Here is a 25,260-nt window from a genome sequence, read left to right on the forward strand (position 1 = left end):
ATTAAATAGATGAATTCTTTATTGGTTATTTTGCTTTTAATACCATTTGTGGCATTTTCACATAGCCCAAAATTTCAACAAGTGGAGCAAGAAGCTAGGTTAATCGAAGTGACGCTTTCGGGCCGGATAGGGGTAACGGTTCTTGATACTAAAAATGGAGAATACTGGGATTACAAAGGTGATGAACGCTTCCCTTTGACAAGTACTTTTAAAACAATTGCTTGTGCAAAGTTATTGTATGACTCTGAGCAAGGGGATATTAATCTTAATAGTACAGTCAAAATTAAAAAGACAGATCTTGTGACGTATTCTCCGGTTATAGAAAAGTATGTAGGACAAGCAATAACCCTCGATGATGTGTGCTCTGCAACCATGAAAACAAGTGATAATACCGCGGCAAACATCATCATAAATGCAGTAGGGGGCACAGAAAGCATAACTGATTTTGTAAGGCACACAGGGGATGAAAAAACTCGCTTAGACCGTTTTGAGCCCGATTTAAATGAAGGAATACCAGGAGACTTAAGGGATACAACGACTCCTAAATCAATAGCAAACACTTTAAATGAGCTATTATTCGGCTCAACACTTTCTCCAATGAGCCAAGAAAAGTTAAAAACATGGATGGTCAATAACCAAGTAACTGGTAACTTGTTGCGCTCAGTGTTGCCTGAAGGTTGGAACATAGCCGATCGTTCCGGGGCTGGTGGCTTTGGTGCTCGAAGCATTACAGCTGTAGTATGGAGTGAACATCAATCACCGATCATAATTAGCATCTACATAGCGCAAACTGAGGTCTCAATGAAAGAACGCAATGAGGTGATCGCTAAACTAGGGAACTCCATTTTTAAAGTTTATACATCGCAGTCTCGTTGATAAAGCTAACGTTGAGGTCTTTCATGGATAAAGAGTAAAGTCTGATGATCCTGCCAGAACAGCTAAACCATTGAATCAAAATAGCAACTCGGCTATGGTTGATGGATTAAAAGATAAATAAAACGAGTCACTCTTAAGGCTCGTTATAGAGGGAGTTGGTACAGGTGGATATTGAAGTTGCTTTGGTAAACGCGTTTACAGTAAATGGCAAAGGTGGCAACCCTGCAGGCGTTGTTTTTAATGCTGACAGGCTCACAGATGCTCAAAAATTAAAAATTGCTCAAGTTGTCGGGTATTCAGAAACGGCTTTTGTTGCTAGTGATAATGAAGCTGATTTTGAGGTGTCTTTTTTTACTACAACAGCAGAAGTTGATTTTTGTGGTCATGCTACGCTAGCTACTTTTTCTACTATGTTCCAAGAAGGTATGCTTACTGCGGGCACTTATGTTCAGCGCACCAAGGCTGGCATGTTATCTGTGAGTATTGAACCAAATGGTAAGGTTGTCATGGAGCAGCAATTACCTGAAAAAATAGCTGGTTTTTCATATCAAGAAATTGCCCATGTGATAGGTATTGAAAGTAATATACTTGAAAGCACAAACTTACCTATTGAAGCTATTTCAACAGGACTAGCCGATGTCATTATTGCTGTTCCTCATGGCTATTTAGATGCAATAGAACCAAACGATGAACGTATCGCTGATTTTTGCAAACAGCATAACCTTGTTGGCTTTCATGTTTTTGAGCTTTGTGAAGTGCAAAGTAATCATACAGCCAGCTGCCGTAATTTTGCTCCTTTGTTTGGTATTTCTGAAGAGTCAGCAACAGGAAGCTCTTGTGGGGCTTTAGCATGTTACCTTACCGAGCATCTTGCTGAGTTAGGGAGTGAATATGTTTTTGAACAAGGTAGGGCTATGAATTGCCATTCAATAATTACAGCATCTGTTGAGTCTAACAATTCAATAATAAACAGCGTAAAGGTGGGTGGTTTTGCCAATAGTATAGGCTCAGTAATAGTCGCCGTATAACAGCTACTCTCTTAAGCCTAGTAATTGACAATAGCGTACAATTGACTGTTTTTATTCTATGTTGAAGAAGCTTGTTTTAGCGAAGGTTAGATTACTTTAAAGGACTCAGTGTGAAATGAATACTATATTTTTGCCCATGTTCGCGCACGTGATTTTGTGTGTTGTGCTATATGGTTTGCTCACTATTACCAGAGCTCCAAGTGTATGGGGGCTTGGTAAAAGAGCGGATGGCTCTAATCCATTTCAATCTATACAGCCAAAACTCAGCGCTAATTTGAGCAACCAATTCGAGTGGCCGGTATTTTTTCATCTGGTTTGTGTGCTTTTAATTTCTACTGATTCAACAATTAGTTCAGCTTATTATTTGCTGGCTTGGGTCTTTATCGCTGGGCGAGTGTTGCACAGTGGCGTTCAAATATTCACTTCAAACATCAGGCTGCGAGGAAGTATTTTTACAATTAACTTCATCGCAGTACTCGCAATGTGGGTGATGTATAGCATTGAAAAAATGAGCAGTTAACAAGGTGGAAAGACTCGCAAACGTATCAAAAAATCAAACTAAAAAGCTTGTAACCACTTAGGCCAAAAATAAGCACTAACACCGGTAAAGTAAGTAAGTTTACCAGCAGTGAGTTGGTGTATTTGCCCATTACTGTTTTTTGGTTAACCAGCCACACTAGGTAGGTGGTTACAATAGGCAGTAATAAGCCATTGGCGGCTTGGGCAAAAATTATCACGGCAACAGGGTCTAAACCCAGAGACGCCACGGCAGCACCAAATAATAAAATAATAATCGCGACACTTTTAAAGCGAGTGTTATCCATTTTATTTGACCAACCTAACATGCCACATACTGCATACGCACCGGCAAGAGGGGCTGTAATTGCGCTGGTTAAACCTGCTGCAAATAAGCCAATAGCAAAAAAGTAATGGGCAGTATCGCCAAGTAATGGCTCAAGTTGTACCGCCATGTTGGCAGCGCTAATTTGCCCTGCATCTGTGCCATAAAAAGCCACTGACGCGGTTGATAAAATAGCCAGGGTGATCACGCCACCTAAGGTGATAGATACGCCAGTATCTACATTAGTTTGCTTGATGACTTTTTGCTTATCACTTTTGCTGTCGTGCCTTGCAGCTAAAACACCTGAGTGTAAAAATAAGTTATACGGCACTATGGTGGTGCCCACTAATGCCAGTACCGTGGTAATTGAACCCTCAGGCATACTAGGAATAAACCCTGCTAACACATCACTCAGCGAGGGAGCAGCCATAACTAACGTAGAGATAAACACTAGGCTCATTAAAATCACTAATAAAATAAGCGCGTTTTCAACGACTTTGTGTTTACCGCTGTAAAGTAACACCGCACTTAAAAATGCAATGAGTGGCGTCCAAAGCTGAGCATTAACATGAGGAAATATTTCAATTAATCCCATGCTGGCACCGCTAAGGTTGCCAGCTTCATAGGCGGCACTGCCTACTCCAATGGCGCTGATCACTAAAAATATAGCGAGAGATTTAAATAGGGGCGTTTCAATGTGGGCTCTTAGCGCTTGCGCTAAATCTTGCCCGGTGGCTACGCCAAGGCGCGCCGCCATAGATTGTAATAATATGGTGGCAATTACTGAAAACAGTAATGTCCATATTAGTGCAAAACCAAAGTTTGCACCTGCCACGCTGGCAGTCGTAATAGTCCCTGGTCCAATGAAGGCAGCGGTGACGAGTAGTCCTGGTCCTAATCGCATAATTGACCTTAATAGTACTTTTGCATATTGCTATTTAAAGTTACATCTAACGTTTTATAACGCGATGCCTGTATTATTGCTGCCACTTATATTAAGTGCCTTGCAGCGATAGCCGCCCCTTGGCAAACCCTTTTTTGATGATAATCATATGTTAAAAAAGGTCGCGTAGCATACCAACTTATATATAAATTTAAAGGGGGTGTGGCTCGTTTGCACAAAATTAATACAATCAATAAATAACAGTAATAACCGCTTACCTCAGTTTAGGGCTTATTTAACGACTTAGAGAATGACTGAATAACCTTAAATTGTTCACAGGTTTATGCCAATAACTATAGGCACTATAAACACTTTTCACGCATTTTATTCAAGCAAAGGGTTCGAATGCTCTACACAATATCACCCCCATTCATGCCATCACGGCTTTAATAGCCTCTAAGCCTTTTCGCAAAGTGCTGGCATCGGTTGCATAATTAATGCGAATGCACTGGTGTTTGTGTGCCCAAGCATCATCAATACCAATAAAAAAATTATGCCCGGGAATAATATAAACGTCCTGCTCTTTGAGCTTTTGGTAAAGTTGTTCGCTGGTTATTTTTGCCTCTTTAAACCACAGCCACATAAAAAATGCGCCTTCTACTTTGTGCAAGTAAACGGGGAGGTGGGCAAATATTTCATCAAACAAGTTCATTGCTGTTTGTGCTTTTTCTCGATAAAAAGGCAGCACTGAATTTTTACACAGCGGGAGGAGTTCATCCTCATTAATTAGGCGCGTTACTAAACTTGGGCCAAAACTGTTTGGCGATAAAACCATACTGCCATTTACACGGCCAATGGCTTTAATTATGTCATTGTTAGCTACTACAATACCGGTTCGCAAACCCGGTAGGCCAAGCTTTGAAAGCGACATGCATAAAATAATGTTTGAGTTCCAGATTAAGTTTGCGTCGGTATAAATACACCCAGGGAATGGGTCGCCGTAGGCGTTATCAATGATCAGTGGGATATTATATTGCTTAGCCAATAAATCGAGATGATGTACTTCTTCATCAGTAATGACATTGCCTGTAGGGTTAGTAGGGCGAGACACACACAGTGCGCTAATGCTGCTGTCGCTTGCTAATACTTGCTCAACAGCTTTAAAGTCAATGATATATTTAAATTGGTTTGAGCCACTTTCAGTATTTAAAATTTCGATATCGGGCTTTATTGCTACAAACATATCGTTAGTTAAGCCTTGATCTGCATAGCCTACATATTCAGGTGCCAGCGGAAATAAAACCTTTTTATGGCTACCATCAGGCATACTGCCAGCTAACAGATTAAATAACACAAAAAAATTGGCTTGGCTGCCATTACCAAGCGCTATATTATTTGCGGTTAAATCCCATGAGTATTCACTTTTTAGTTGCTTGGCCAGAGCTGCACGAAATGCATCATTACCCGCAGGGCCATCGTAAAGTCCAAATACGTTGGAAAGTGTATTATTAGCAACAAGCTTTTGTAACTCATTGATAAAAACATCATTAACCACAGGCACTAAGGCCGGATTACCACCACCGAGCATAACAATATTTGGATTGTTACTGTTTTTAGCATCGCCTAAATCTTCCATTAACTGAGTAATACCATTAGGTTGAGTAAATTTAGTGCCGAAGTTTGAGTAATCCATAATGACCGTGTGCCTTAAAAAATGATAAGTTAGTGTAAATTAACACTATGAATTTGATATTGAAAAATTTTCACCGCTTAGATTAATATAGCCATAACCCGCTATAATCGTTTTTCATATTTTAAGTAGGGCAGCCTTATCAGCAACCTTGAATCACACACTAAAACACTTTTAAACACCACAGCAGACGATTCGGTTATTACTGATACGATTCTTAAAATTGCCACTTTTAATTTGTTTAATTACCTTGAGCCGCCTAATGCCTATTATGAATTTGAACGCATATACACCGCTGAGCAGTGGGCTAAAAAGCAGCGTTGGCTTGTAAATTACTTAACCGAGCATCAGCCTGATATGATTGGCTTTCAAGAAGTATTTAGTATTGAGTCGCTTAAAGAATTAGTTAAAGAGCAAGGCTATGAGTACTTTGCCGTGGTAGATGAGCCTCAGGTAATCGACGACTTTATTTACAAACGACCTGTAGTAGCACTTGCTGCTAAATACCCAATCGTTGAAGTGGCAACTGTTGAGCATGACCATGAGCTTGCTAAAACCCTTGGTTTAACTGATGATTTTACATTTAGCCGAAAGGTGCTTAGAGCTACAATAACTTTACCGCATATCGGCAACACGGATTGTTATGTGGTGCATTTTAAGTCTAAGCGCTCAATGATAGAGCTCGATGAGCAAAACAAAGACCTCACACCCGAAAAAAACATTATTGAGTTATTAAAAGCCGATATAGCAGGGAGTTGGGGCTCAACTATTCAGCGCGGCAGTGAAGCCACATTACTGATGATGGACATCATTGCGCGCCGCGAATCTACACACAACCCAATGGTTTTAATGGGCGATTTTAATAACGACCTAGCCGATGGCGTTTTAAGCCATTTACTAACAAATACACTGCGCTTTGCCCCTGCGTTTGACAGTAACACTTACCTTGCAAAATATTGCCTTAACGACGCATGGCAGTTATTTGCAAAGTCGCAATTAAATTTGGCTAATCAAAATACAGTGGATTTAAAGCGAAAGCCTACCCATTATTTTGGCGCGAGCAGCTCAGTGCTTGACTATATTTTGTTATCTTGCGAGTTTGACTCAAGTTACGACGAAAGCTTTTTTGAGGTGAGCCAGTACCATACTTACGATCGTCATTTAATTAACCCTGAATTTGAGCGTGATGATTTAAGCACCGATCATGGCGTGGTATTGATTAGCTTAGCATTAAGGTCGTAGCGGGTTTTGTTACTATAAATTGTAAGCTAATCTGCCGCTGACATAATTAATATTAAGGCGCTCAGTAGGTGCCTTGATGTTTTCCCTTTCTTTTATCCTGCTGTTTTAAAAAATCACTAATAATTAGTGCATTAACTCTAATTTATATTGATCCACATCATCTTTATTAACGGTGAGGGTGGTAGATTAGTGAAGCTGGATTTTTAAGTTCGTTTAAATCGCTAATTACAACTACCCTTGTTGTACTTACAAAGCAGGGTTGCTTTCATATAACAAATAGCGTGCTGTATCCTAAAAATTTTTACCTTGACTACCCCCACTTACATTACTTTTTTAATACATGGAGTTTTAGCATATGACAATTAAATCAACGTTCAAATCTTTGAGTAAGCTCGCTGTATTGGTCATTGTGGGGGGGGCTGGCTGGTATGCTTGGCAAACCTTGCAACCTACATCATTTGCTGAACAACTCCCTGACAGTGTTGCCTATGGAAATGGGCGAATTGAAGCGACCGAGTACGATATTGCTACAAAATTACCGGGCCGCTTAGTTGATGTTATGGTGCAAGAAGGCGATATGGTCAAAGCGGGTCAAACGTTAGCGGTTATTGATACTGATGATTTAAATGCACAGTTACGTGAAGCTGAGGCGGGGCTTCGTGTTGCTAATGAGTCTCGTAAATACGCATTAGCGATTGTAGAGCAGCATAAAAGTGAGCTTAATTTTGCACAAACTGAATTGCGCCGCTCTGCAAAATTATTAGAAAAAGGCCATATTTCAAAAGAAGCGGTTGATCAACAACGAACCACCTCTGCTATTGCGCAAGCTGCTTTAACCGCGGCAAACGTAAAAGTTGTGCAGTCGGATGCTGAAATAGAAGCAGCGCAGGCACGTATTGAGCGATTACAAAGCAACATAGCCGACAGCACGCTCACAGCACCAATCAATGGACGCATATTGTATCGATTAGCTGAGCCTGGCGAAGTGCTTGGCAGTGGTGGTAAGGTTTTATCGTTATTGGATTTAACCGATGTTTATATGAGTATATATTTACCAACCGCGCAAGCGGGCAAGGTAACAATAGGCTCACAAGCGCGCATTGTTATTGATGCTGTTGCCGAGTATACATTGCCGGCTAAAGTGACGTTTGTGTCTGCACAGGCGCAATTTACCCCTAAATCGGTAGAAACCCGAAACGAGCGCGATAAACTGATGTTTAGAGTTAAGGTAAAGCTCGACTCGCAGTTATTAAAAGATCATATCAAACAAGTAAAAACAGGGGTGCCAGGGCTTGCTTATGTGTTGTTAGCACCTGAAAAAAATTGGCCTACGTCGTTACAGGTACGAGTACCTGAATAATGGATAACGCTAATAATAACACTGATAAAAACGCGCAACAGCCACCTCTTGAAAGTGTAGTTACGCTTACTAAGGTGAGTCATCGCTATGCTAATAATCGCGTGCTGGACAACATTAGCATTTCATTACCTGCCGGGAAAATGGTTGGGTTTATAGGCCCTGATGGCGTAGGAAAATCAAGCTTATTGGCACTTATAGCGGGGGCAAGGGCGATTCAAGAGGGGGAGGTTGAGGTATTAAACGGCAATATGCGTAGTAGTAGTTTTCGTAATTCGGTGTCGCCACGCATTGCTTACATGCCTCAAGGGCTTGGCAAAAATGTGTACCCAACACTTTCTGTGTTTGAAAATATAGATTTTTTTGGTCGCCTTTTTTCTCAAAATAAAGCAGAGCGCAAACAACGAATTAATAACCTTTTAAAAAGTACAGGCTTAGAGGCATTTGCCGATCGCCCCGCAGAAAAGCTATCTGGCGGGATGAAACAAAAACTCGGTTTGTGCTGCGCACTGATCCATGACCCTCAATTATTGATTTTAGATGAGCCAACAACCGGAGTTGATCCGCTATCGCGTCGTCAATTTTGGCAATTAATAAACAGTATTCGCGCTGAAAATACACCGATGAGCGTACTGGTTGCGACCGCCTACATGGAAGAAGCCGATGATTTTGATTGGCTAGTCGCTATGGACGGTGGGAAAGTAATCGGTACGGGCAGCCCACAAAACCTAAAAATGCAAACTAATAAAGAATCGCTTGATGAAGCGTTTATAGCATTACTTCCTGAAGAAAAACGTCATGATCATCAGCGGTTAGTTGTGCCACCTCGTAAACAAGACTTAAACACAACCCAGTTCGCTATATAAGCAAATGGATTATGTAAAACATTTGGTGATTTTACCGCTGTTAACAACGTGAGTTTAAGTATTGAACAAGGTGAAATTTTTGGCTTTTTAGGCTCAAATGGCTGTGGAAAAACTACCACAATGAAAATGCTTACCGGGTTACAACCGGCAACCAGTGGCGAAGCAAAATTGTTTGGTGAAAAGGTCGATGCCAATAACATCGAAAGCCGCAAACGCGTTGGTTTTATGTCGCAAGCGTTTTCGCTTTATAACGAGCTTACAGTGAAGCAAAACTTGGTATTACATGCTCGTTTATTTCACTTACCCGCAGAGAAAATAGAGCCGCGCGTTAAAGATTTAATTACTCGGTTTAACCTTAAAAAATACAGTGACGATTTTCCTACCGATTTGCCCCTAGGTATTCGCCAGCGTTTATCGCTTGCTGTTGCGGTAGTACATAGCCCTGAAATGCTCATACTTGATGAGCCCACATCGGGTGTAGACCCCGTTGCAAGGGATGACTTTTGGCAGCTACTCATTGAGCTTTCGCGCGAACAAGGCGTGACTATTTTTATTTCGACTCACTTTATGGATGAAGCGGCTCGTTGCGATAGAATTTCGTTAATGCATGCAGGTAAAATACTTGCCAGCGATACGCCAGCTGCACTGTGCCGAGCGCGTAATACCGACACATTAGAAGCTGCTTTTATTGCATATTTAGAAGAAGCAGTAAATGCAGCCGGAGCAAGCTCGGCGTTACAAGCATCGATAACTGATAAACCCAAAGTATTGGCTAAAGCGCCCGCTACTCGTAAAAATAACACTAACCCCACATTTAGTTTGTTGCGGCTATTTGGTTATGCGCATCGCGAAACGCTAGAGTTATGGCGCGATCCTATTCGCCTAACGTTTGCTTTACTGGGCTCGATAATTTTGCTGTTTATTTTAGGTTACGGCATTACATTTGATGTTGAAGATTTAAGCTTTGCGGTACTAGATCAAGACCAATCGCCCGAGAGCCGCAACTACATTCAAAATATGGCAGGTTCACGTTACTTTATTCAAAAAGCAGATATTAAAAGCCCGCAAGAACTTGATAAACGAATGCGCAGTGGCGAGTTAAGCGTGGCCGTTGAAATTCCACCTAACTTTGCTCAGCAATTTAAACGCGGCCGTAAACCTGAAATTGTAGTGTGGATTGATGGTTCTATGCCGTTTAGGGCAGAAACGATTAATGGTTATATGAGCGGCGTGTATTATAGCTATTTAACCAACTTATCTTTGCGCACTTACGCACAGGTACCCAATTTAGTGCCAGCTAATATTGAATCTCGCTATCGTTATAACCAAGATTTTAAAAGCATTGAGGCCATGGTGCCGGCGGTTATTCCACTGCTATTGGTATTTATTCCTGCGATATTGATGGCGCTTGGCGTAGTGCGGGAAAAAGAGTTGGGTTCAATCATAAACTTATATGTAACACCGGTTAACCGGCTGGAATTTATTATTGGCAAACAGCTGCCTTACATTTTAGTGAGTATGATCAGCTTTTTTGGTTTAGTCGCACTTGCTATTACCGTGTTTGGTGTGGCGCTAAAAGGCAGCTTTTGGGCGCTTAGTTTGGCTGCATTATTATACGTTACAGCGACTACCGGAGTTGGGCTGTTAATTTCGGCTTTTACAAAAACACAAATTTCAGCATTGGCAGCCACTACGGTGGTTGTGTTGATGATTGCCGTTAACTTTTGTGGGCTAATTGACCCTGTTTCTTCCTTAGAAGGGTTTGGCGCTATTATTGGCAAACTGTTTCCGACCACCTACTTTTTAGAGGCGTGTCGGGGGGTCTTTAATAAAGCGCTTAATTTTTCTGATTTATCAGCCCAGCTACTGCCTTTATTCGCTTTTATACCTGTGCTGACTCTGGCCAGTGTATTTTTACTTCCAAAGCAGGACAAATAGCCATGCAACGTCACGGAAACATTGTTAATTTAGGTATTAAAGAGTTGCGTAGTTTATGGCGTGATAAGGTTTTACTGCTATTTGTTTTTTTTGCTTTTACTGGGTTGATTTATGTGGTGGCTTCAGCCACGTCGATAGAGTTAAATAATGCGCCGATTGCAGTTGTTGATCACGACCAATCGCAATTATCTAAGCGTATTATTAATGCCTTTTATGAGCCTTACTTTAAAACGCCAGACAGTATTTCATTAAGCGATGTTGACTCAGCTATGGATAATGGCCGTTATACTTTTGTGCTTAATATCCCGCCTTATTTTGAGCGTGATGTACTTGCAGCTAAGCAACCTACAATTCAAGTAAATATAGATGCTACACGCATGTCGCAAGCATTTATTGGTGATAACTATATTCAAACCATTATTAACGGCGAAGTAAATGAGTTTGTGCAAGGTTATCGAACCGTTTATTCATTGCCAATAAAGCAATCGGCGCACATTATGTTTAATCCAAACATGACAAGCGTATGGTTTGGTAGCGTAATGGAATTGATGAACGTGATCACAATGATTTCTATTATTTTAACTGGCGCCGCGGTGATCCGTGAACGCGAACACGGCACATTAGAGCATTTATTAGTGATGCCGTTAAGCCCCTTTGAAATAGTGATGGCGAAAATTTGGGCCAATGGGTTAGTGATTTTATTACTGACTACGTTTTCATTATTTATTGTGATCGAAGGTTTGTTACAAGTGCCTATTCATGGCTCGCCAGGCTTATTTTTATTTGGCGTTGCGATTCATTTATTTGCGACCACATCGCTGGGTATATTGTTGGGAACGCAGGCGCGCACTATGCCGCAACTCGGGTTATTGATGATCTTAATTTTATTACCATTACAAATGCTCTCTGGCGGTGTTACGCCGCGAGAAAGTATGCCTGAGGTGGTGCAAAATATAATGTTATTGGCGCCAACAACGCATTTTGTAAAATTTGCTCAAGCAATTTTATACCGAGGAGCAGGGTGGGATGTAGTTTGGCCTTACTTTTTAGCATTAACTGTTATTGGCAGTGTGTTTTTTATTGTTGCATTAATGCGCTTTCGTAAATCAGTGGCGCAAGGTTAGGGTATTAAAATATAACGCGTGTTTTCAAAAAAGTGGCTGTTTAAGATAAAGCCACCCGTTAACGTTAAAGCGCTAATGGGTGGCTATTGAAGTATGGGGGAGTGATACCATCCGCAATAATAATTAAGCGAATGGGGATGACTTAGTTTAGTCTTGGGTTAATTTCTAAAGGAGACAGCGTAATGGTCGCATTACTGCTTGCTCCTTTATATTCTTGATAGTCTTTGTTTTCAAACAGCGTGTAAAAAACATCAACATAATCGTCATTATTAGTAAACCATTCATCCGGCATTGCTTTTAGTAGTTCATTGGTCAGCTTAGGGATAATGGCATAACCTTGCGCTTGTAAATCAGGAATGCTCGCCATTACTTGCTCTGATATTTCTAATAATTTTATTGCTAGAGTTTTATAGTTGGTGTTGTCATCTTGTTCCATTAAGAGTAAATCGACCGCTTGCCAACGATAACGCTGCCAATGAATTAAAACCTGATTAGGGCTGTAATCGGTTTTGTCATGATCTAAATAAGGTAAATCAACGATATCTAATATTGGTTCATCTCGGGTCGGGTCGATACCCGTTACAATGGCATAAATTTCAGCACCACCTGAGATCCAAGGTTCTTTGTCATCTTCTAAGCGTATTTTTTTCAATACACTGGTTTGCAGGGGTTGTTCATTGCTTAACTGGTTTTGTGGACTAACCGTGGTTTTACTGAATTTGTTAGCAGATAAAATTCCTCTCATTACTGCAATACCCGCATCTTGTACTTTTTGTTGATCTAATTCGACAATAAATACAGGTTGGGTCGGCATTTGATCAACACTAAGATAGTGAATGTCACCAAACTGATCGAACGCTTCAATCTCGCTCCATTGCGAATCGTCACCAGCAGGTGCAAATGCAAATAAAGGGCGTTCGCCTTGCTGCCAAGCGCTAAGCATTGTGTCACTTGCCAAACGCACTTGTAACAAACTACCGGTGTTTTGTGGTAAACCTTTAAGCTGTTGTAATGCGCTGTTTGCTAAACGAGTATTTTGTTGTGTGTGCATGCCTAAAGACGGTAGCTGATCCGCATTCAAAACCAGTTTATATTGGCTTAGCGTTTGTTTAAGATCAGCGTTTAATACACTGTAATTAAGCGCTATTTGTTTTGCAAAATTGCGTTTAATGGTGGTTACGTCTTTGTATTGCGCCAACTTAGACAAGTTTTCACCTTTTTCGATTTCATATTGAGCTGAAAAAGCGGGCGCTGATACACAGTTCAACAGAGCTAAGGTTGCCAAGCATTTGGTTATTTTATTCATCATATTTATTTTACCGTTCCGTTATCAGTAACGCTATAAAACAATACTTAGAATAAATAATCAAACAAAATTTATAAAGTAGGTAATTAGTATTGTTTTTGTGGTTGCGCTTAGGCTGCAAAAAATACCAAGCCGCTGTTATAGAGTAAGTTTTATATAAAGAATGAATCTATTACAAAAAATCATTTTACTAAAAAGTAATTTCTATATATATCAGTGGCTTATATGTGGCTTGATAGTTGCTATAACTACTACTCTAATACCAACACAAAGGATTAAGCAATGACCGATATAGCACATTCAGCGTTTATAGCATTTTATTTATATTTAATTATGGTGTTAGTACAGTGGGCAGTGGCGACGTTTAGTAAAGCCAAACAGCCTGGGGCTGTGCCAGGAAAAATTGATAAAGACCTATCTCATGAGAGTTTTATATTTAGAGCGCATCGCACCTTTCATAACACATTAGAAAACAGCGCGTTATTTATAGGAACGGTTTTATTTGCCTTTGTGATTAATTACCACAGTTCGGTTTTTGCAATCTGTATTTGGGTTTACGTCATTGCACGTTTAATTCATATGGTACTGTATTACGCAATTGCCACAGAGAAAAACCCCAGCCCGCGTAGCTACTTCTTTTTGATTGGCGTAATTGCGAATCTAGTTATGCTGGTGATGCTAGGGCTAAGATTAGCCAACTAATAAAACCTGATAAAGCGAAAAGCGTTATTTGCTTTTCGCTTTTACATTTAGTTATCTACTACAGGTTTTTTTGTGCGGGTAACCCAAAAGCAAATTAACGACCCAATAGTCACGAGTACAACACCTTGTAAAAAATAGTCAGCTAAAGCAACGGATAAGTTAATAGAGGCAAACACAGTGGAGAAAATAGGGGTAAAATAAGACAAGGTGCCTAAAAGTATCATATTTCCACCTATAAATGGCTGACTTCACAAAGCAAATCCTGACCCAATAACAAGAGTATCGAGACTGGAAATACGATGATCTACTTATGGAGCTTGAATTTAAGGCAAACGATATACTCTTGCTTATTTCAGCTTAAATAACTATGAATTTTATGGTGTAACCTGGTACGAAAAATGGACATTGGGATGTAAGATTCAGTTTAATACGTCATCATCGATGAAAAAGGTACGTACAAAAGTTCGGCGTTTTAATCGGAACTTCACATAGCAAACTATTGTTTTCTAACCGACCTTTTTCTAAATATATTTGGTTGCCATCCCCAGTGTAGGGAACCGAGCCGTAAAAATACGGTAATAAAGAGTGCGCCTAAAATACACCAAACATAATGTACTTCTAATAGAAACAGTGTGGCATAAGTTAAGCCACCAGATAGGCACGCGGTGGAGTAGAGCTCTTCGCGCATGACAAGGGGGACTTCACGGCATATTACATCGCGCATTAGACCACCAAAGATGCCCGTGGTCATGCCCATAGTAATAGCCACAATCATCGTAGTGCCTTCGATTAAGGACTTTTCAATGCCAACAATATTAAAAATTGCCATGCCCAAAGCATCGACCAGCAACATGTAATAGTTTGATACGTGAGGTAAATGACGAATAAATATTACGGCGATAAATATGGCGCTGTATGTTGCGTATAAATAATCCGGTTCGGCTATCCAAAATACTGGGTGGTTTAATAATACGTCGCGCAGTGTGCCGCCGCCGAGCGCTGTCACTGACGCGACAACCACAACACCAAAACCTCCTATGTTTTTTTCATGGCCCATTAGAGTACCTGAGATGGCAAAAAACGCTACCCCGATCAAATTTAACAAATGAAAATAGTCAGATGCCATTGTGGTCTCCATACCATTACCAAAAAAGTAGCCTATTAGGATAGCGTACTGATGATTTATTTAGCCTGAACATAGGTATTATGCATGATTAAGTTTTAAAACAGTGCTTGCAGCGCTCTTATATTCTCAGTACAAGAATGCAAATAAGCGCTGATACAGCTAAATACGGCACTATAAATTGACTTAAAGCGCAAATAAATTGAACGCATTAAATGGTTGTTCGTCCATAAATCATTGCTATTAGCTGTTGTTATAGTTATAACGGATGTTGATTGTTTCAGAAGTTTCTGAAATTAAATGGAGGTTGCCGAGTGTTTTGCACTCAAATTACTAGGACAATACCCATCTAATGCGCGTGCTTTGCGCCTCTCTAATTGGAGAAGTAAGTGAATAAACATGTTTTTGCTGCTGCCCTCAGCTCTGTTATGGGCTTTATGCTTCCAGCGTTTGCTGATGTTCCAAATCCGACTGATACCCCATATTCCGGCACTATAAAAATAGCTGTTGATGCCACAGATCTAGCTCATCGTATTTTTAAAATAAACGAAACTATCCCTGTTAATGCTGGTGAAATGACTTTGCTTTATCCGCAATGGATACCTGGACATCACTCACCAGTTGGACCAATAAGTCAGTTGGCTGGATTGAAAATGTCAGCAAAAGGTAAAGTGATCGAATGGCAACGAGATCCTGGCAACGTATATGCTTTTAATCTTAAAGTTCCTAAAGGTGTACGTGAGTTGCATGTTGAATATCAATTCTTGTCACCACAAAGTTCAGAGCAAGGGCGCGTTATGATGACGCCAGAAATGCTCAATTTACAATGGGATACAGTAGCGCTTTACCCTGCTGGGCACTATAGCCGTAAAATTAAATTTCAACCGAGTGTAACGTTACCAAAAGGGTGGCAGTTTGCTACTGCACTTGAAAAGTCTTCGCAAAAAGGCAATACAGTTACCTTTGAGGGAATTGATTTTGAAAACCTTGTAGACTCGCCAATGTTTGCCGGTAGCCACTATAAGCGTGTTGATTTAAACCCAAATGCAGATACTCCGGTGTTCTTAAATGTCTTTGCCGATAAAGAAAAAGATCTTGAGATCAGTGCAGAAGGGTTAACAGCACACCGTGAGCTTATTCAACAAATGTATGCGCTTTATGGTGCACATCACTTTGATCATTATGACTTTTTACTTGCCCTGACAGATAAGTTAGGCGGTATCGGCATGGAACATCATCGCTCAAGTGAAAATAGCGCGAAAGAAAATTATTTTACTGACTGGGATAAGTCATGGGTCGGTCGCGATTTATTAGCACACGAATTTAATCATTCATGGAATGGTAAATATCGTCGCCCTGACGCATTATGGACACCGACCTATAACCAAGTTAAAGAAGCTAATGGTTTATGGGTATATGAAGGGCAAACACAGTTTTGGGGGCAAGTCATTGCGGCTCGTTCAGGACTTTGGAGCCAAGAAAATGCGATGGATATGCTAGCTCGTTTAGGTGCAACCTACGACCAAGGCCGACCTGGCATGGCATGGCGTAATATTTTAGATACAACCAACGATCCAACTATCGCTCAGCGTTCATCTTTGCCTTATCGTAGTTATCAAATGAGCGAAGACTATTACTCTGGTGGAGAATTAATTTGGTTTGCGGTTGATGCAAAATTACGTGAATTGAGTAACAACAGTCATTCATTAGATGATTTTGCCCACAACTTTTTTGGCGTAAACCCGGGTGATTGGAATGTGTTGACCTACAAATTTGATGATGTGATTAACACGCTTAATGGTATTGAAAAGTATCAATGGGATGACTTTATTAATTCGCGTTTAAAAGGCCATGTTAACTTATCTAAATCACTGGAAGACCAAGGTTGGAAATTGACCTATAACGATAAAGCCTCTGAGGGCATTAAAGCAATTGAAAGCCGCTATAAATCAACTGATTTACTTTATTCTCTGGGCTTCTCGGTAAATAAAGAAGGCAAAATGCGTGACGTATTATGGGATAGCCCTGCATTTAATGCGGGTCTTGCGCCAAGTATGCAAATTGTTGCCGTTAATAATACTCAATTTAGTGCTGATGCACTCAAAGATGCAGTGACGGATGCTAAAGGCTCAAAAGCGCCAATTAAGCTCTTGGTGAAAAACTTTGATCAGTACAGTGAAATCCAGATCGATTATCATGATGGCCTTAAATATCCTCACCTTGAACGTATTGAAGGTAAGCCTGACTATTTATCACAGCTACTAACCGCACGATAAAATAAATCCGCGTAGGTTTATCAATACTTTTAAATATACCCACAGAGTGTGGGTATATTTATTTTATGCTAACCGATTATGATTTAGCATGTACGTTGGAGTTCTGGTTATTTTTTCATCGCAAAGTAATCCACAACTAACTGCGTCATCGCATTCACGCCTAATTGCAGTGCTTGCTCGTCAGCGAAAAACTGTGGTGAATGATTACTTGCTGCCGTTTTTGCATCTTGACCTTGTGGGGTAACACCTAAAAAGAAAAACAATCCAGGAGTTTCTAAAGCGTAATAGCTGAAATCTTCAGCGCCGGTGATCAAATCAGTGGTAATGATATTCTCAGCCCCAGCAACTTTAGTTAGTGTTGGCGTCATTTTTTGCGTGAGTTTTACATCGTTTACGGTGACAGGGTAGCCGTGGTCGATATGTACATCAGCTTTAGCACCACCGGATTCAGCGACCATTTCAGCTGTTTTCACTAAACGCTTTTTGATATCAGCGCGCATTGCTTGGTCAAAGGTGCGAATAGTGCCAATTAACTCGACACTATCCGGAATGATATTGGAACGTACGCCGCCATTAATAGCACCAAACGAAATAACTGACGGCGCTTTAGTAACATCAACTTGGCGAGATGAAATTGTTTGTGTGGCCATAATTATTTGTGATGATGCAACAATCGGATCAACACCATTCCATGGTCGTGAACCATGAGTTTGGCGGCCTTGTACATTAATTGTAAATGAATCTTCACTGGCCATAAGCGGGCCTTCACGGAAGCCAATTTGGCCTGTGTTTAATGAACTGGTTACATGTAAACCAAACACGGCGTCAGGTTTTTCTTTAAATAAGCCTTCTTTTAGCATGAGTTCAGCACCGCCTTCTTCACCTTCTGGGGCACCTTCTTCAGCTGGTTGAAAGACAAATAATACATCACCCGCTAAGTCATCTTGAATTTTAGCCAACGATTCAGCTACAGCCATTAGAATAGCGACATGGTTATCATGGCCGCAGGCGTGCATAACACCGACTTCATTACCACGGTAGGTTGAGGTCTGAGTTGAAGCAAACGGTAAATCAACTTGCTCAGTGACAGGCAAGGCGTCCATATCGGCACGCAGCGCCACTAAAGGGCCTTTTTTACCACCTTTGAGTTTAGCAACTACACCCGTATGGGCTATCCCAGTTTGTACTTCGAGCCCCAGTGCTTTTAAATGTTTAGTAATGTATTTAGCCGTTTCAAATTCGCGGTTACTAAGCTCTGGGTATTGGTGAAGATGGCGTCGCCAAGTGATCACTTTTTCACTTACACTGTGGTTAGCTTTTTTTAGATTCTTGTTGAGCTGTTGATCAGGAGCTGCTGCAAAACTTGGTGCAGATAACGTACTTAGCAATAAGCCGCTGTAAATAACTTTGTGTAACATAATGATCCCTTTTATTATTTGATTATTAAAACTAATGTAGAGTAAACCGATATGAATGAACAGGACCGTGCGATAGTTAACCAAGGAAATTGGTTTAGTAGCCGCTCTAAAGAATTTCAACACCAGCTATTGTTACATGCAAAAGTAATTAAACTCGATGCGGGTGAAGCATTATTTTTAAGAGGAGATGAAAATGCGGGTTTATACGCTGTTGTTAATGGAGTTATGCGAGTTAGTGGAGTAAATGGAGAAGGTAAAGAAGCGGTACTGAGTTTTATAGATCCAGCTATTTGGTTTGGTGAAGTTGCTTTATTTGATGGTGGTTTGCGTACCCACGATGTTTATGCACAAACACCCGCTCGATTGCTACATGTACCGCATCGGGCACTGATACAATTATTAGCAATCACGCCTATTTACTGGCATGATTTTGGTGTTTTACTTTCACAAAAAATGCGGCTGCTGTTCACTTCATTAGAAGATCATGCTTTATTAACTGCCCAGCAAAAAGTCTGCAAACGGCTGGTTATGATGGCAACCATGTCGCTGCCCAGTAATACCGCTACTATTATGTTATCGCAGCAACAACTCGCAGATATGACCTATTTAACTCGTCAAACTATTAATCAAATCTTGCAGTTATTAAGTGAAAAAAAGCTTATTTCCCTGCATTACCAGCGTATAGAAATTCTTGATAAACAACAGCTGGCTTTACTTGTACATTAGCTGCGTTATTATTTTTACCTGATATAAGTACATTGGCCTTAAATTTGCTTTATAAAATAAAACTATCAATGGATTTGAAGCAATGAGCTCACTAATATTTAATAATCAGTACCGGACAGAACCTTATAACCCTCCTGTGCAAGCGAAAAGCATAAGCCATCCTAAAGCGGCAACCGAATTGCCAGAAACGGCAATAAATAGCCAAGCTAATACTGTTAGCAGCCCTAAAAACCCTTTATATGGAAAAGACTTTTTAGAAAAAGCAAATGAAGCGCTTATTTATCAACGATTAGGTGTTGATAAAGATAAAATAGCTGAACTTAAGGCCGCGATTGAAAAGCTGACAGAAAAAATACAAGAGCAGGGAGGGGGGAATGACGAATTAGCAAAACAAATGGAATCGTTACAAAAAATGCTTGGACAAGAATATCAAAAAGGCCGTGAGTTACAATCTAAAACTCCGGATCACGATAAAGGTAAAATCATAAGCGCATTTGTATAAGTGGATTTTACAAATGTCGGCTAGAAGACATTGTTACGTTGTGTTAACTGCTAAAGTAAATAATAAGATAATTATATAAAGTAAAGAAAATGAAAACACTGCAACAACAACTGGGCAATTATGGCTTATATCACCGTTCAAAACGCAATGTACTCACACACTTTTTTGGTATTCCACTCATTGTATACGCTGTATTGTGTTTATTAGCGCGTATTTATTTACCGGTTGCTGATCATGTTATCAATGGCGCTCATGTTTTTGTGTTAGCTACTGTGATTTATTATTTACTGCTTAATGTCTCACTAGGTTTGATAATGGCTGTTATTTTAGTAGTAATGAGTATAGCGGCTGCGCCAATTGCATCACTTAGTTTTACTAGCTGGTTAGCTGTTAGTATAGGTGTTTTTATTTTTGGCTGGGTTTTACAGTTTATTGGGCATTATTTTGAAGGTAAAAAACCAGCTTTTGTTGATGACTTAATCGGGCTTATCATTGGGCCATTATTTGTGCTTGTTGAGGCGCTTTTTTTACTCGGACTATATAAACAACTCGAGCAACAGATCACAGACATTGCGGGTCCTACAAAGCCTTAATAATAATCATAGGTAGAGCATGAACTTTAATAATAAAACGGTGTGGATCACCGGGGCATCATCAGGTATTGGTAAAGAGTTAGCGATACAGTTAGCACACTTAGGCGCTAATATTATTTTATCAGCCAGAAGTGCAGATAAACTAAATCAACTTTGTAGCGAGTTACCGGCTGGACAACACAAAGTAATACCACTTGATTTATCACAACCTGAGCGGGTACTTGAGTATGTTGCAAATAGTATGGCTACGATTGGTAACGTTGATATTTTAATTAATAATGGTGGCGTGTCGCAGCGTAGTTTGTTTTTAGAAAATGACTTTATTGTGTATCGTCAACTTATGGAAGTTAACTATTTTGGTTTGATTGCGCTAACTAAAGCGGTATTACCGAGTATGGTTAAAAATGGCGGCGGCTGTGTAGTATCAATCAGTAGTGTCGCAGGTAAAGTTGGCTCTAAATTCAGAACCGGTTACTCAGGCTCTAAATATGCAGTCGTTGGTTTTATGGATTGTTTGCGAGCTGAAGTGGCCGATAAAAACATTCATTGTTTGACTATCTGCCCAGGCTCTATAAAAACGGCTATTGCTCATAATTCACTTAATGAACATGGTATTGCGCAAAATAAGGCTGAACACTCCATTGAAAATGGTATGGATGTAACGGCTGCTGTGAAGCAAATGGTCAGTGCAATAGCTAAACGTAAAGATGAAGTGGTGGTTGGCGAGGGGATCAGTGGCTGGGCTCCGACTATAAAACGTTTCTTTCCTAGTTTTTTTAATCGTATGACAGCGAAAAAGAATTATCGTTAAACAAACGATGAATAACACCGTGCTGGTATGCATTAACAGCGGCTTTATAGTTTATAAATTAGCTATAAATTGATTTTTTTGCAGTATTAGTAAACAGTTGTGCGTAGAACGATGGGTTAGAATGTAGAAAAAACAGGCGATCGCTTATGATCTCGCTGGAATTGGTCTTTTATACTTGCACCGATAATTATATGCACTTAAAGTAGCTAAAATGATGTAAACGAGTGATGAATACTGTGGAACAAAAACAACTTAAAGAATTAACACCAGAAGAACAAGAACAAGCAAAGCAGCAAAGTATTGCATGGCAACGTGAGTGTTTTCAAAATGCACAAAAGCATTTAGCAGAGAAGGGCGTAATGCCAAAAACTTTGCTAGAAAAAGAAAGCCGCTTTATCGCTCCGTTATGTGCCCTATGGAAGTTTAAAGGCCAAGACGGTAAAAGTTATTGGGTTATCACCGGTCGCTTACCAACTGATCATGCGTTAGCATCAGTTGCCGAAAATGCGCGTGATGCGCTGCGATATTTTTCTCTGCAATGGCAGTTAAAAGCAGATCAAATTATGCAAACCGGTGGACACGATAAAACTAAAGTTGATTTTGCAAACCTACTAATTAATCGTGCGCATGGTATTTATGAAATGTACGAAAAAGAAGAGCTGTGGGCAAACGAAGTTAATTGACCTGAAAGCTTATTTATAATTTTAACTTAAAGATTTTAATATAAAGAACAGCTTTAAAAATTAAAAAAGCGAACGTGTTATGTGGAGTTACACATTAATATGTTCGCTTTTTTAATGCCCATTGCGTTAAATTGGTGGTTTTTAACTCGCTAGGATGGCCATTTTTAATAAATTTTTATCAATGCACCAGTGTAAATGGTTTCGTATTGAATTTATTAATGGGGCATTGCATACGAAGCCGTGGAATACCTGCTTCCATAAACACACAACCTTGTTGTTCAAAGCCATTACGTTTAAATCGTTCTACCTCATTTAAAATACAATTAATGCTGACGCAATCACAACCCTGCTGTTGTGCAAGCTCAACAATATAATTCAGCAATGAACGATAGACGGAGCGATTACGGTGCTCTGGCAGCACCGCAATACGGCCAATAAGGCCATCGCTACATAATCGGCCTGTTGCAACTGGGCCTTGGCTGTCATCTGTTACCAGTATATGATGAGCATATCTATCAAGATTATCAAACTCGATATGTTTGGGAATATGTAGTTCACATACAAATACCCGCTCTCTGATCTGTTGTAGTAACTCCTTGCCTATATCCCATTCTACCTTGTTGATATGATAGCCCATACAAACACACTCCTAGCAAAACCAAATCCCCTCATTAATTAGTGTAGTAAAGGTTTGTATAAAAACTAAACTATTTTTTGAACTATTTAGTTGCTCTGCTGTCACCATAGTATGGTCAGTGAGTAATTTAACCGCAGTTAAGTCACTAACAGGGAGTGGGTAGTTTTCACCATTTACGCTGAGAAGTATTTCATTTTCAAAAACTTGATACAATGCACGGGTGCCACCGAGGCGCTCAAAAATCACATCATCATCATTCAATAGCTCAGCTATTTGTTCACTATTAAATAAATCTTCTGGTGGCATTAAATCCATTTCATGCTTAGGTTGACTAAGTGTATTACCTAACCAAGATTTAAGTAATGCGTCGTCATTTAGGGCCGCTTGCATTAATAGTTTAATGTTTTCGACTTCGCAAGCTTGGATCTCACCTTTAGAATCGCGCAGTGTTATTGCAGGGTCTTGATAACGGCTATTTCCCGCTTCTTTATCAATGATGTGATCAGCAAAGTTTGATAATAGATCGCGTTGATTTGGTGCACGAAATCCGATCGAGTAGTTTAATGCGTTTTCTACAGCATAACCTTCATGTGGGCAGCCCGGCGGGATGTATAAAATATCGCCTAGTTCTAGGATGCAATCAATCACGGCTGGAAATTGTTCAACTTGTAATAAACTTTTATTTTGTGCAAATTGTTTTAGTTTATTATCTGGCATACCGACACGCCAATGACGCTTGCCTTCACCTTGAATAATAAATACGTCATATTGATCTAAATGCGGACCGACTCCACCCCCAGGCGTTGAAAAGCTGATCATTAGGTCATCAATACGCCAATTAGGAATAAACCGAAATGGTTCCAGCAGCTGCGCAGCATTAGGATGCCAATGATCGACTGCTTGTACGAGTAGGGTAGAATGTTGCTCGGTTAGTAATTCAAAATCTTCAAATGGGCCATGATGCGCTTGCCAGTCATTATCATGATTAGTGATAATACGCGATTCAATGCTCTCTTCCATGGCAAGACCGGCAAGCTCATTAGCATCAAGCGGGTCGGCAAAGTCTGTAAACCCTTGCTTGATCAAGAGCGGTTTTTTTTGCCAATACTGTGTTAGAAAGTCTTGCTCGGATAAGTCGTTAATCGTTAATTGATACATGCTGCGCCCATTAAAATGAAAAAAGCGAAAGGCAAGAGCCTTTCGCTTTATAGTGTATATAAAATAAGTTGTCGCAGAAAGCTTAAACTAGGTTGTCGATAAACTCGACAGCACGACCAATATAGTTAGCCGGTGTTAGTTTTTTCATTTCTACTTTTGCTTCTTCCGGTAACTCTAAACCATCGATGAAGTCAGCCATGATCTCTTGATTTACACGTTTACCACGGGTTAAATCTTTTAGCTTTTCGTATGGTTTTTCGATGCCGTATTTACGCATTACCGTCTGAATTGGCTCTGCTAGCAGTTCCCAGTTCTGATCCAACTCGTCAAGTAATCGTTGCTCGTTTACTTCTAACTTGCTTACACCTTTTAGGGTTGACTGGTATGCAATTAGCGCATAACCCATACCAACACCTAAGTTACGCAGTACTGTTGAGTCAGTAAGGTCACGTTGCCAGCGAGATACCGGCAGCTTTTGCGCTAGATGAGCGAAAATAGCATTTGCTAGACCTAAGTTACCTTCTGAGTTTTCAAAATCAATCGGGTTAACTTTATGTGGCATAGTTGATGAACCAATTTCACCCGCAATGGTTTTTTGTTTAAAGTGATTTAGCGCTATATAGCCCCATGCATCACGGTCAAAATCTAATAAGATAGTGTTAAAGCGAGCAATCGCATCAAATAACTCGGCAATGTAGTCATGCGGTTCAATTTGCGTTGTAAATGGGTTGAATGTTAACCCTAGGCTAGTTACAAATTGCTCAGCATGATTGTGCCAATCGTAATCAGGGTAGGCACTGAGGTGAGCATTGTAGTTACCTACAGCACCGTTGATTTTACCTAGCATTTCAACTTGTGCAATTTGGTCACGTTGACGCTTTAAACGCATATATACGTTGGCAAATTCTTTGCCCATAGTTGAAGGTGTTGCAGGTTGACCGTGAGTACGTGTCATCATTGGTACTGCTTTGTACTCAATGGCTTTTTCTTTAATTGCATTAAGTAGTTGATCACAGTAAGGAAGTAATACTTCGTTACGTGCTTCAGTGAGCATTAAACCGTGAGACAGGTTATTGATGTCTTCTGATGTACATGCAAAGTGAATAAATTCATTAATTGCATGTAACTCGGCGTTGTCAGCTACTTTTTCTTTTAATAAGTATTCAACGGCTTTAACATCGTGGTTTGTAGTACGCTCGATATCTTTTACACGTTGCGCATCGGCTTCGCTGAAGTTATCAACAATCGCGTTAAGTAAAGCATTGGCTTCGTCGCTAAATGCCGGTACTTCTTTGATCGCATCAGCTGCTGCAAGGGCTTGTAACCAACGAACTTCGACTGTTACACGGTATTTTATCAAGCCAAATTCGCTGAAAATACTGCGTAGTTCAGTGGTTTTGCTGCCGTAGCGACCATCCACCGGAGAGATAGCTGTTAACGCTGAAAGCTCCATAATAACTCCTAAATTTTAGTTTTGAAC

Annotated in this window: 21 protein-coding genes and 3 pseudogenes; 15 read left to right on the forward strand and 9 right to left on the reverse strand. The window is 40.2% G+C overall.

Annotation, left to right across the window (positions count from 1 at the left end):
• Positions 1-9: 9 nt before the first annotated feature.
• From blaCARB to H5180_RS02365, 3 genes are all read left to right on the forward strand, one after another.
• On the forward strand, positions 10-876 hold the full coding sequence (gene blaCARB, locus H5180_RS02355) for a CARB/PSE/RTG family carbenicillin-hydrolyzing class A beta-lactamase (RefSeq protein WP_145233110.1): 867 nt from the start codon (positions 10-12) through the stop codon (positions 874-876).
• 164 nt (positions 877-1,040) lie between these two features.
• Positions 1,041-1,904, forward strand: a complete 864-nt coding sequence (locus tag H5180_RS02360; protein WP_182757601.1) for a PhzF family phenazine biosynthesis protein — start codon at positions 1,041-1,043, stop codon at positions 1,902-1,904.
• Positions 1,905-2,019: 115 nt separating this feature from the next.
• On the forward strand, positions 2,020-2,424 hold the full coding sequence (locus tag H5180_RS02365; protein WP_182757602.1) for an MAPEG family protein: 405 nt from the start codon (positions 2,020-2,022) through the stop codon (positions 2,422-2,424).
• Positions 2,425-2,449: 25 nt separating this feature from the next.
• On the opposite strand, the gene H5180_RS02370 is transcribed toward H5180_RS02365, so the two are convergent.
• Positions 2,450-3,649 carry an Nramp family divalent metal transporter gene (locus H5180_RS02370; RefSeq protein ID WP_182757603.1) on the reverse strand — a complete coding sequence of 400 codons (1,200 nt, stop codon included), beginning with the start codon at positions 3,647-3,649 and terminating at the stop codon, positions 2,450-2,452.
• Positions 3,650-4,058: 409 nt separating this feature from the next.
• Positions 4,059-5,321, reverse strand: coding sequence for a valine--pyruvate transaminase (locus tag H5180_RS02375; protein WP_182757604.1), 1,263 nt, complete (start codon positions 5,319-5,321; stop codon positions 4,059-4,061).
• 234 nt (positions 5,322-5,555) lie between these two features.
• Between H5180_RS02375 and H5180_RS02380 the strand changes: the two genes are divergently transcribed.
• The 4 genes and pseudogenes from H5180_RS02380 (at position 5,556) to H5180_RS02395 (ending at position 11,845) form a co-directional block, all read left to right on the forward strand.
• Positions 5,556-6,560: an endonuclease/exonuclease/phosphatase family protein gene (locus H5180_RS02380; RefSeq protein WP_182757605.1), complete on the forward strand. Its 1,005-nt coding sequence runs from the start codon at positions 5,556-5,558 to the stop codon at positions 6,558-6,560.
• A gap of 355 nt (positions 6,561-6,915) precedes the next feature.
• On the forward strand, positions 6,916-7,920 hold the full coding sequence (locus H5180_RS02385) for an HlyD family secretion protein (RefSeq protein WP_182757606.1): 1,005 nt from the start codon (positions 6,916-6,918) through the stop codon (positions 7,918-7,920).
• Positions 7,920-10,721: pseudogene (gene rbbA / locus H5180_RS02390) on the forward strand (ribosome-associated ATPase/putative transporter RbbA). Before H5180_RS02385 ends, rbbA begins: the two are co-directional and overlap by 1 nt.
• A gap of 2 nt (positions 10,722-10,723) precedes the next feature.
• Entirely contained in the window at positions 10,724-11,845 is a 1,122-nt protein-coding gene (locus tag H5180_RS02395) for an ABC transporter permease (protein ID WP_182757607.1), read from the forward strand.
• A gap of 142 nt (positions 11,846-11,987) precedes the next feature.
• Here H5180_RS02395 and H5180_RS02400 read toward each other — a convergent pair whose 3' ends face one another.
• The gene (locus H5180_RS02400; RefSeq protein ID WP_145233118.1) at positions 11,988-13,154 is read right to left on the reverse strand and encodes a DUF3103 family protein; all 1,167 of its coding nucleotides are present in this window, start codon (positions 13,152-13,154) and stop codon (positions 11,988-11,990) included.
• Positions 13,155-13,433: 279 nt separating this feature from the next.
• Here H5180_RS02400 and H5180_RS02405 point away from each other — a divergent pair, with 279 nt between their 5' ends.
• Positions 13,434-13,853, forward strand: a complete 420-nt coding sequence (locus tag H5180_RS02405; protein WP_145233119.1) for an MAPEG family protein — start codon at positions 13,434-13,436, stop codon at positions 13,851-13,853.
• A 47-nt stretch (positions 13,854-13,900) separates the two neighbouring features.
• Here the strand turns inward: H5180_RS02405 and H5180_RS23485 are convergent.
• Positions 13,901-14,131 (reverse strand): annotated as a pseudogene (locus tag H5180_RS23485) (EamA family transporter); the annotation flags it as partial.
• Between H5180_RS23485 and H5180_RS02410 the strand changes: the two are divergent.
• A pseudogene (locus tag H5180_RS02410) lies at positions 14,128-14,345 on the forward strand (ClbS/DfsB family four-helix bundle protein); the annotation flags it as partial. The pseudogenes H5180_RS23485 and H5180_RS02410 overlap by 4 nt on opposite strands.
• A gap of 4 nt (positions 14,346-14,349) precedes the next feature.
• Here H5180_RS02410 and H5180_RS02415 read toward each other — a convergent pair.
• Positions 14,350-14,979 (reverse strand): trimeric intracellular cation channel family protein, encoded by a 630-nt coding sequence (locus tag H5180_RS02415; RefSeq protein WP_182757644.1) that lies wholly within the window; start codon positions 14,977-14,979, stop codon positions 14,350-14,352.
• Positions 14,980-15,365: 386 nt separating this feature from the next.
• Between H5180_RS02415 and H5180_RS02420 the strand changes: the two genes are divergently transcribed.
• A complete protein-coding gene (locus H5180_RS02420; protein WP_182757608.1) occupies positions 15,366-17,252 on the forward strand; it encodes a M61 family metallopeptidase in 1,887 nt (628 codons plus the stop codon).
• Positions 17,253-17,359: 107 nt separating this feature from the next.
• Here the strand turns inward: H5180_RS02420 and H5180_RS02425 are convergent, their stop codons facing one another.
• Entirely contained in the window at positions 17,360-18,670 is a 1,311-nt protein-coding gene (locus H5180_RS02425) for an amidohydrolase (protein ID WP_145233121.1), read from the reverse strand.
• Positions 18,671-18,721: 51 nt separating this feature from the next.
• On the opposite strand from H5180_RS02425, the gene H5180_RS02430 reads away from it, so the two are divergent.
• The 5 genes from H5180_RS02430 (at position 18,722) to H5180_RS02450 (ending at position 21,985) form a co-directional block, all read left to right on the forward strand.
• A complete protein-coding gene (locus H5180_RS02430; RefSeq protein WP_145233122.1) occupies positions 18,722-19,396 on the forward strand; it encodes a Crp/Fnr family transcriptional regulator in 675 nt (224 codons plus the stop codon).
• Positions 19,397-19,478: 82 nt separating this feature from the next.
• Positions 19,479-19,898: a hypothetical protein gene (locus tag H5180_RS02435; protein WP_145233123.1), complete on the forward strand. Its 420-nt coding sequence runs from the start codon at positions 19,479-19,481 to the stop codon at positions 19,896-19,898.
• Positions 19,899-19,987: 89 nt separating this feature from the next.
• On the forward strand, positions 19,988-20,491 hold the full coding sequence (locus H5180_RS02440; RefSeq protein ID WP_145233124.1) for a DUF962 domain-containing protein: 504 nt from the start codon (positions 19,988-19,990) through the stop codon (positions 20,489-20,491).
• A gap of 19 nt (positions 20,492-20,510) precedes the next feature.
• Entirely contained in the window at positions 20,511-21,302 is a 792-nt protein-coding gene (locus H5180_RS02445; RefSeq protein ID WP_145233125.1) for an SDR family oxidoreductase, read from the forward strand.
• A gap of 227 nt (positions 21,303-21,529) precedes the next feature.
• Complete coding sequence (locus H5180_RS02450; RefSeq protein WP_220493027.1) at positions 21,530-21,985, forward strand: DUF4826 family protein; 456 nt, start codon at positions 21,530-21,532, stop codon at positions 21,983-21,985.
• Positions 21,986-22,163: 178 nt separating this feature from the next.
• Here the strand turns inward: H5180_RS02450 and H5180_RS02455 are convergent, their stop codons facing one another.
• The 3 genes from H5180_RS02455 to purB form a co-directional block, all read right to left on the reverse strand.
• Positions 22,164-22,622 carry a GNAT family N-acetyltransferase gene (locus H5180_RS02455; protein ID WP_145233126.1) on the reverse strand — a complete coding sequence of 153 codons (459 nt, stop codon included), beginning with the start codon at positions 22,620-22,622 and terminating at the stop codon, positions 22,164-22,166.
• A 12-nt stretch (positions 22,623-22,634) separates the two neighbouring features.
• The gene (locus tag H5180_RS02460; protein ID WP_182757609.1) at positions 22,635-23,780 is read right to left on the reverse strand and encodes a cupin domain-containing protein; all 1,146 of its coding nucleotides are present in this window, start codon (positions 23,778-23,780) and stop codon (positions 22,635-22,637) included.
• Positions 23,781-23,862: 82 nt separating this feature from the next.
• The gene (gene purB / locus H5180_RS02465) at positions 23,863-25,233 is read right to left on the reverse strand and encodes an adenylosuccinate lyase (RefSeq protein WP_145233128.1); all 1,371 of its coding nucleotides are present in this window, start codon (positions 25,231-25,233) and stop codon (positions 23,863-23,865) included.
• Positions 25,234-25,260: the final 27 nt, after the last annotated feature.

The organism is Pseudoalteromonas sp. SR41-4, assembly GCF_014163985.1.
Lineage (GTDB): Bacteria > Pseudomonadota > Gammaproteobacteria > Enterobacterales > Alteromonadaceae > Pseudoalteromonas > Pseudoalteromonas rhizosphaerae.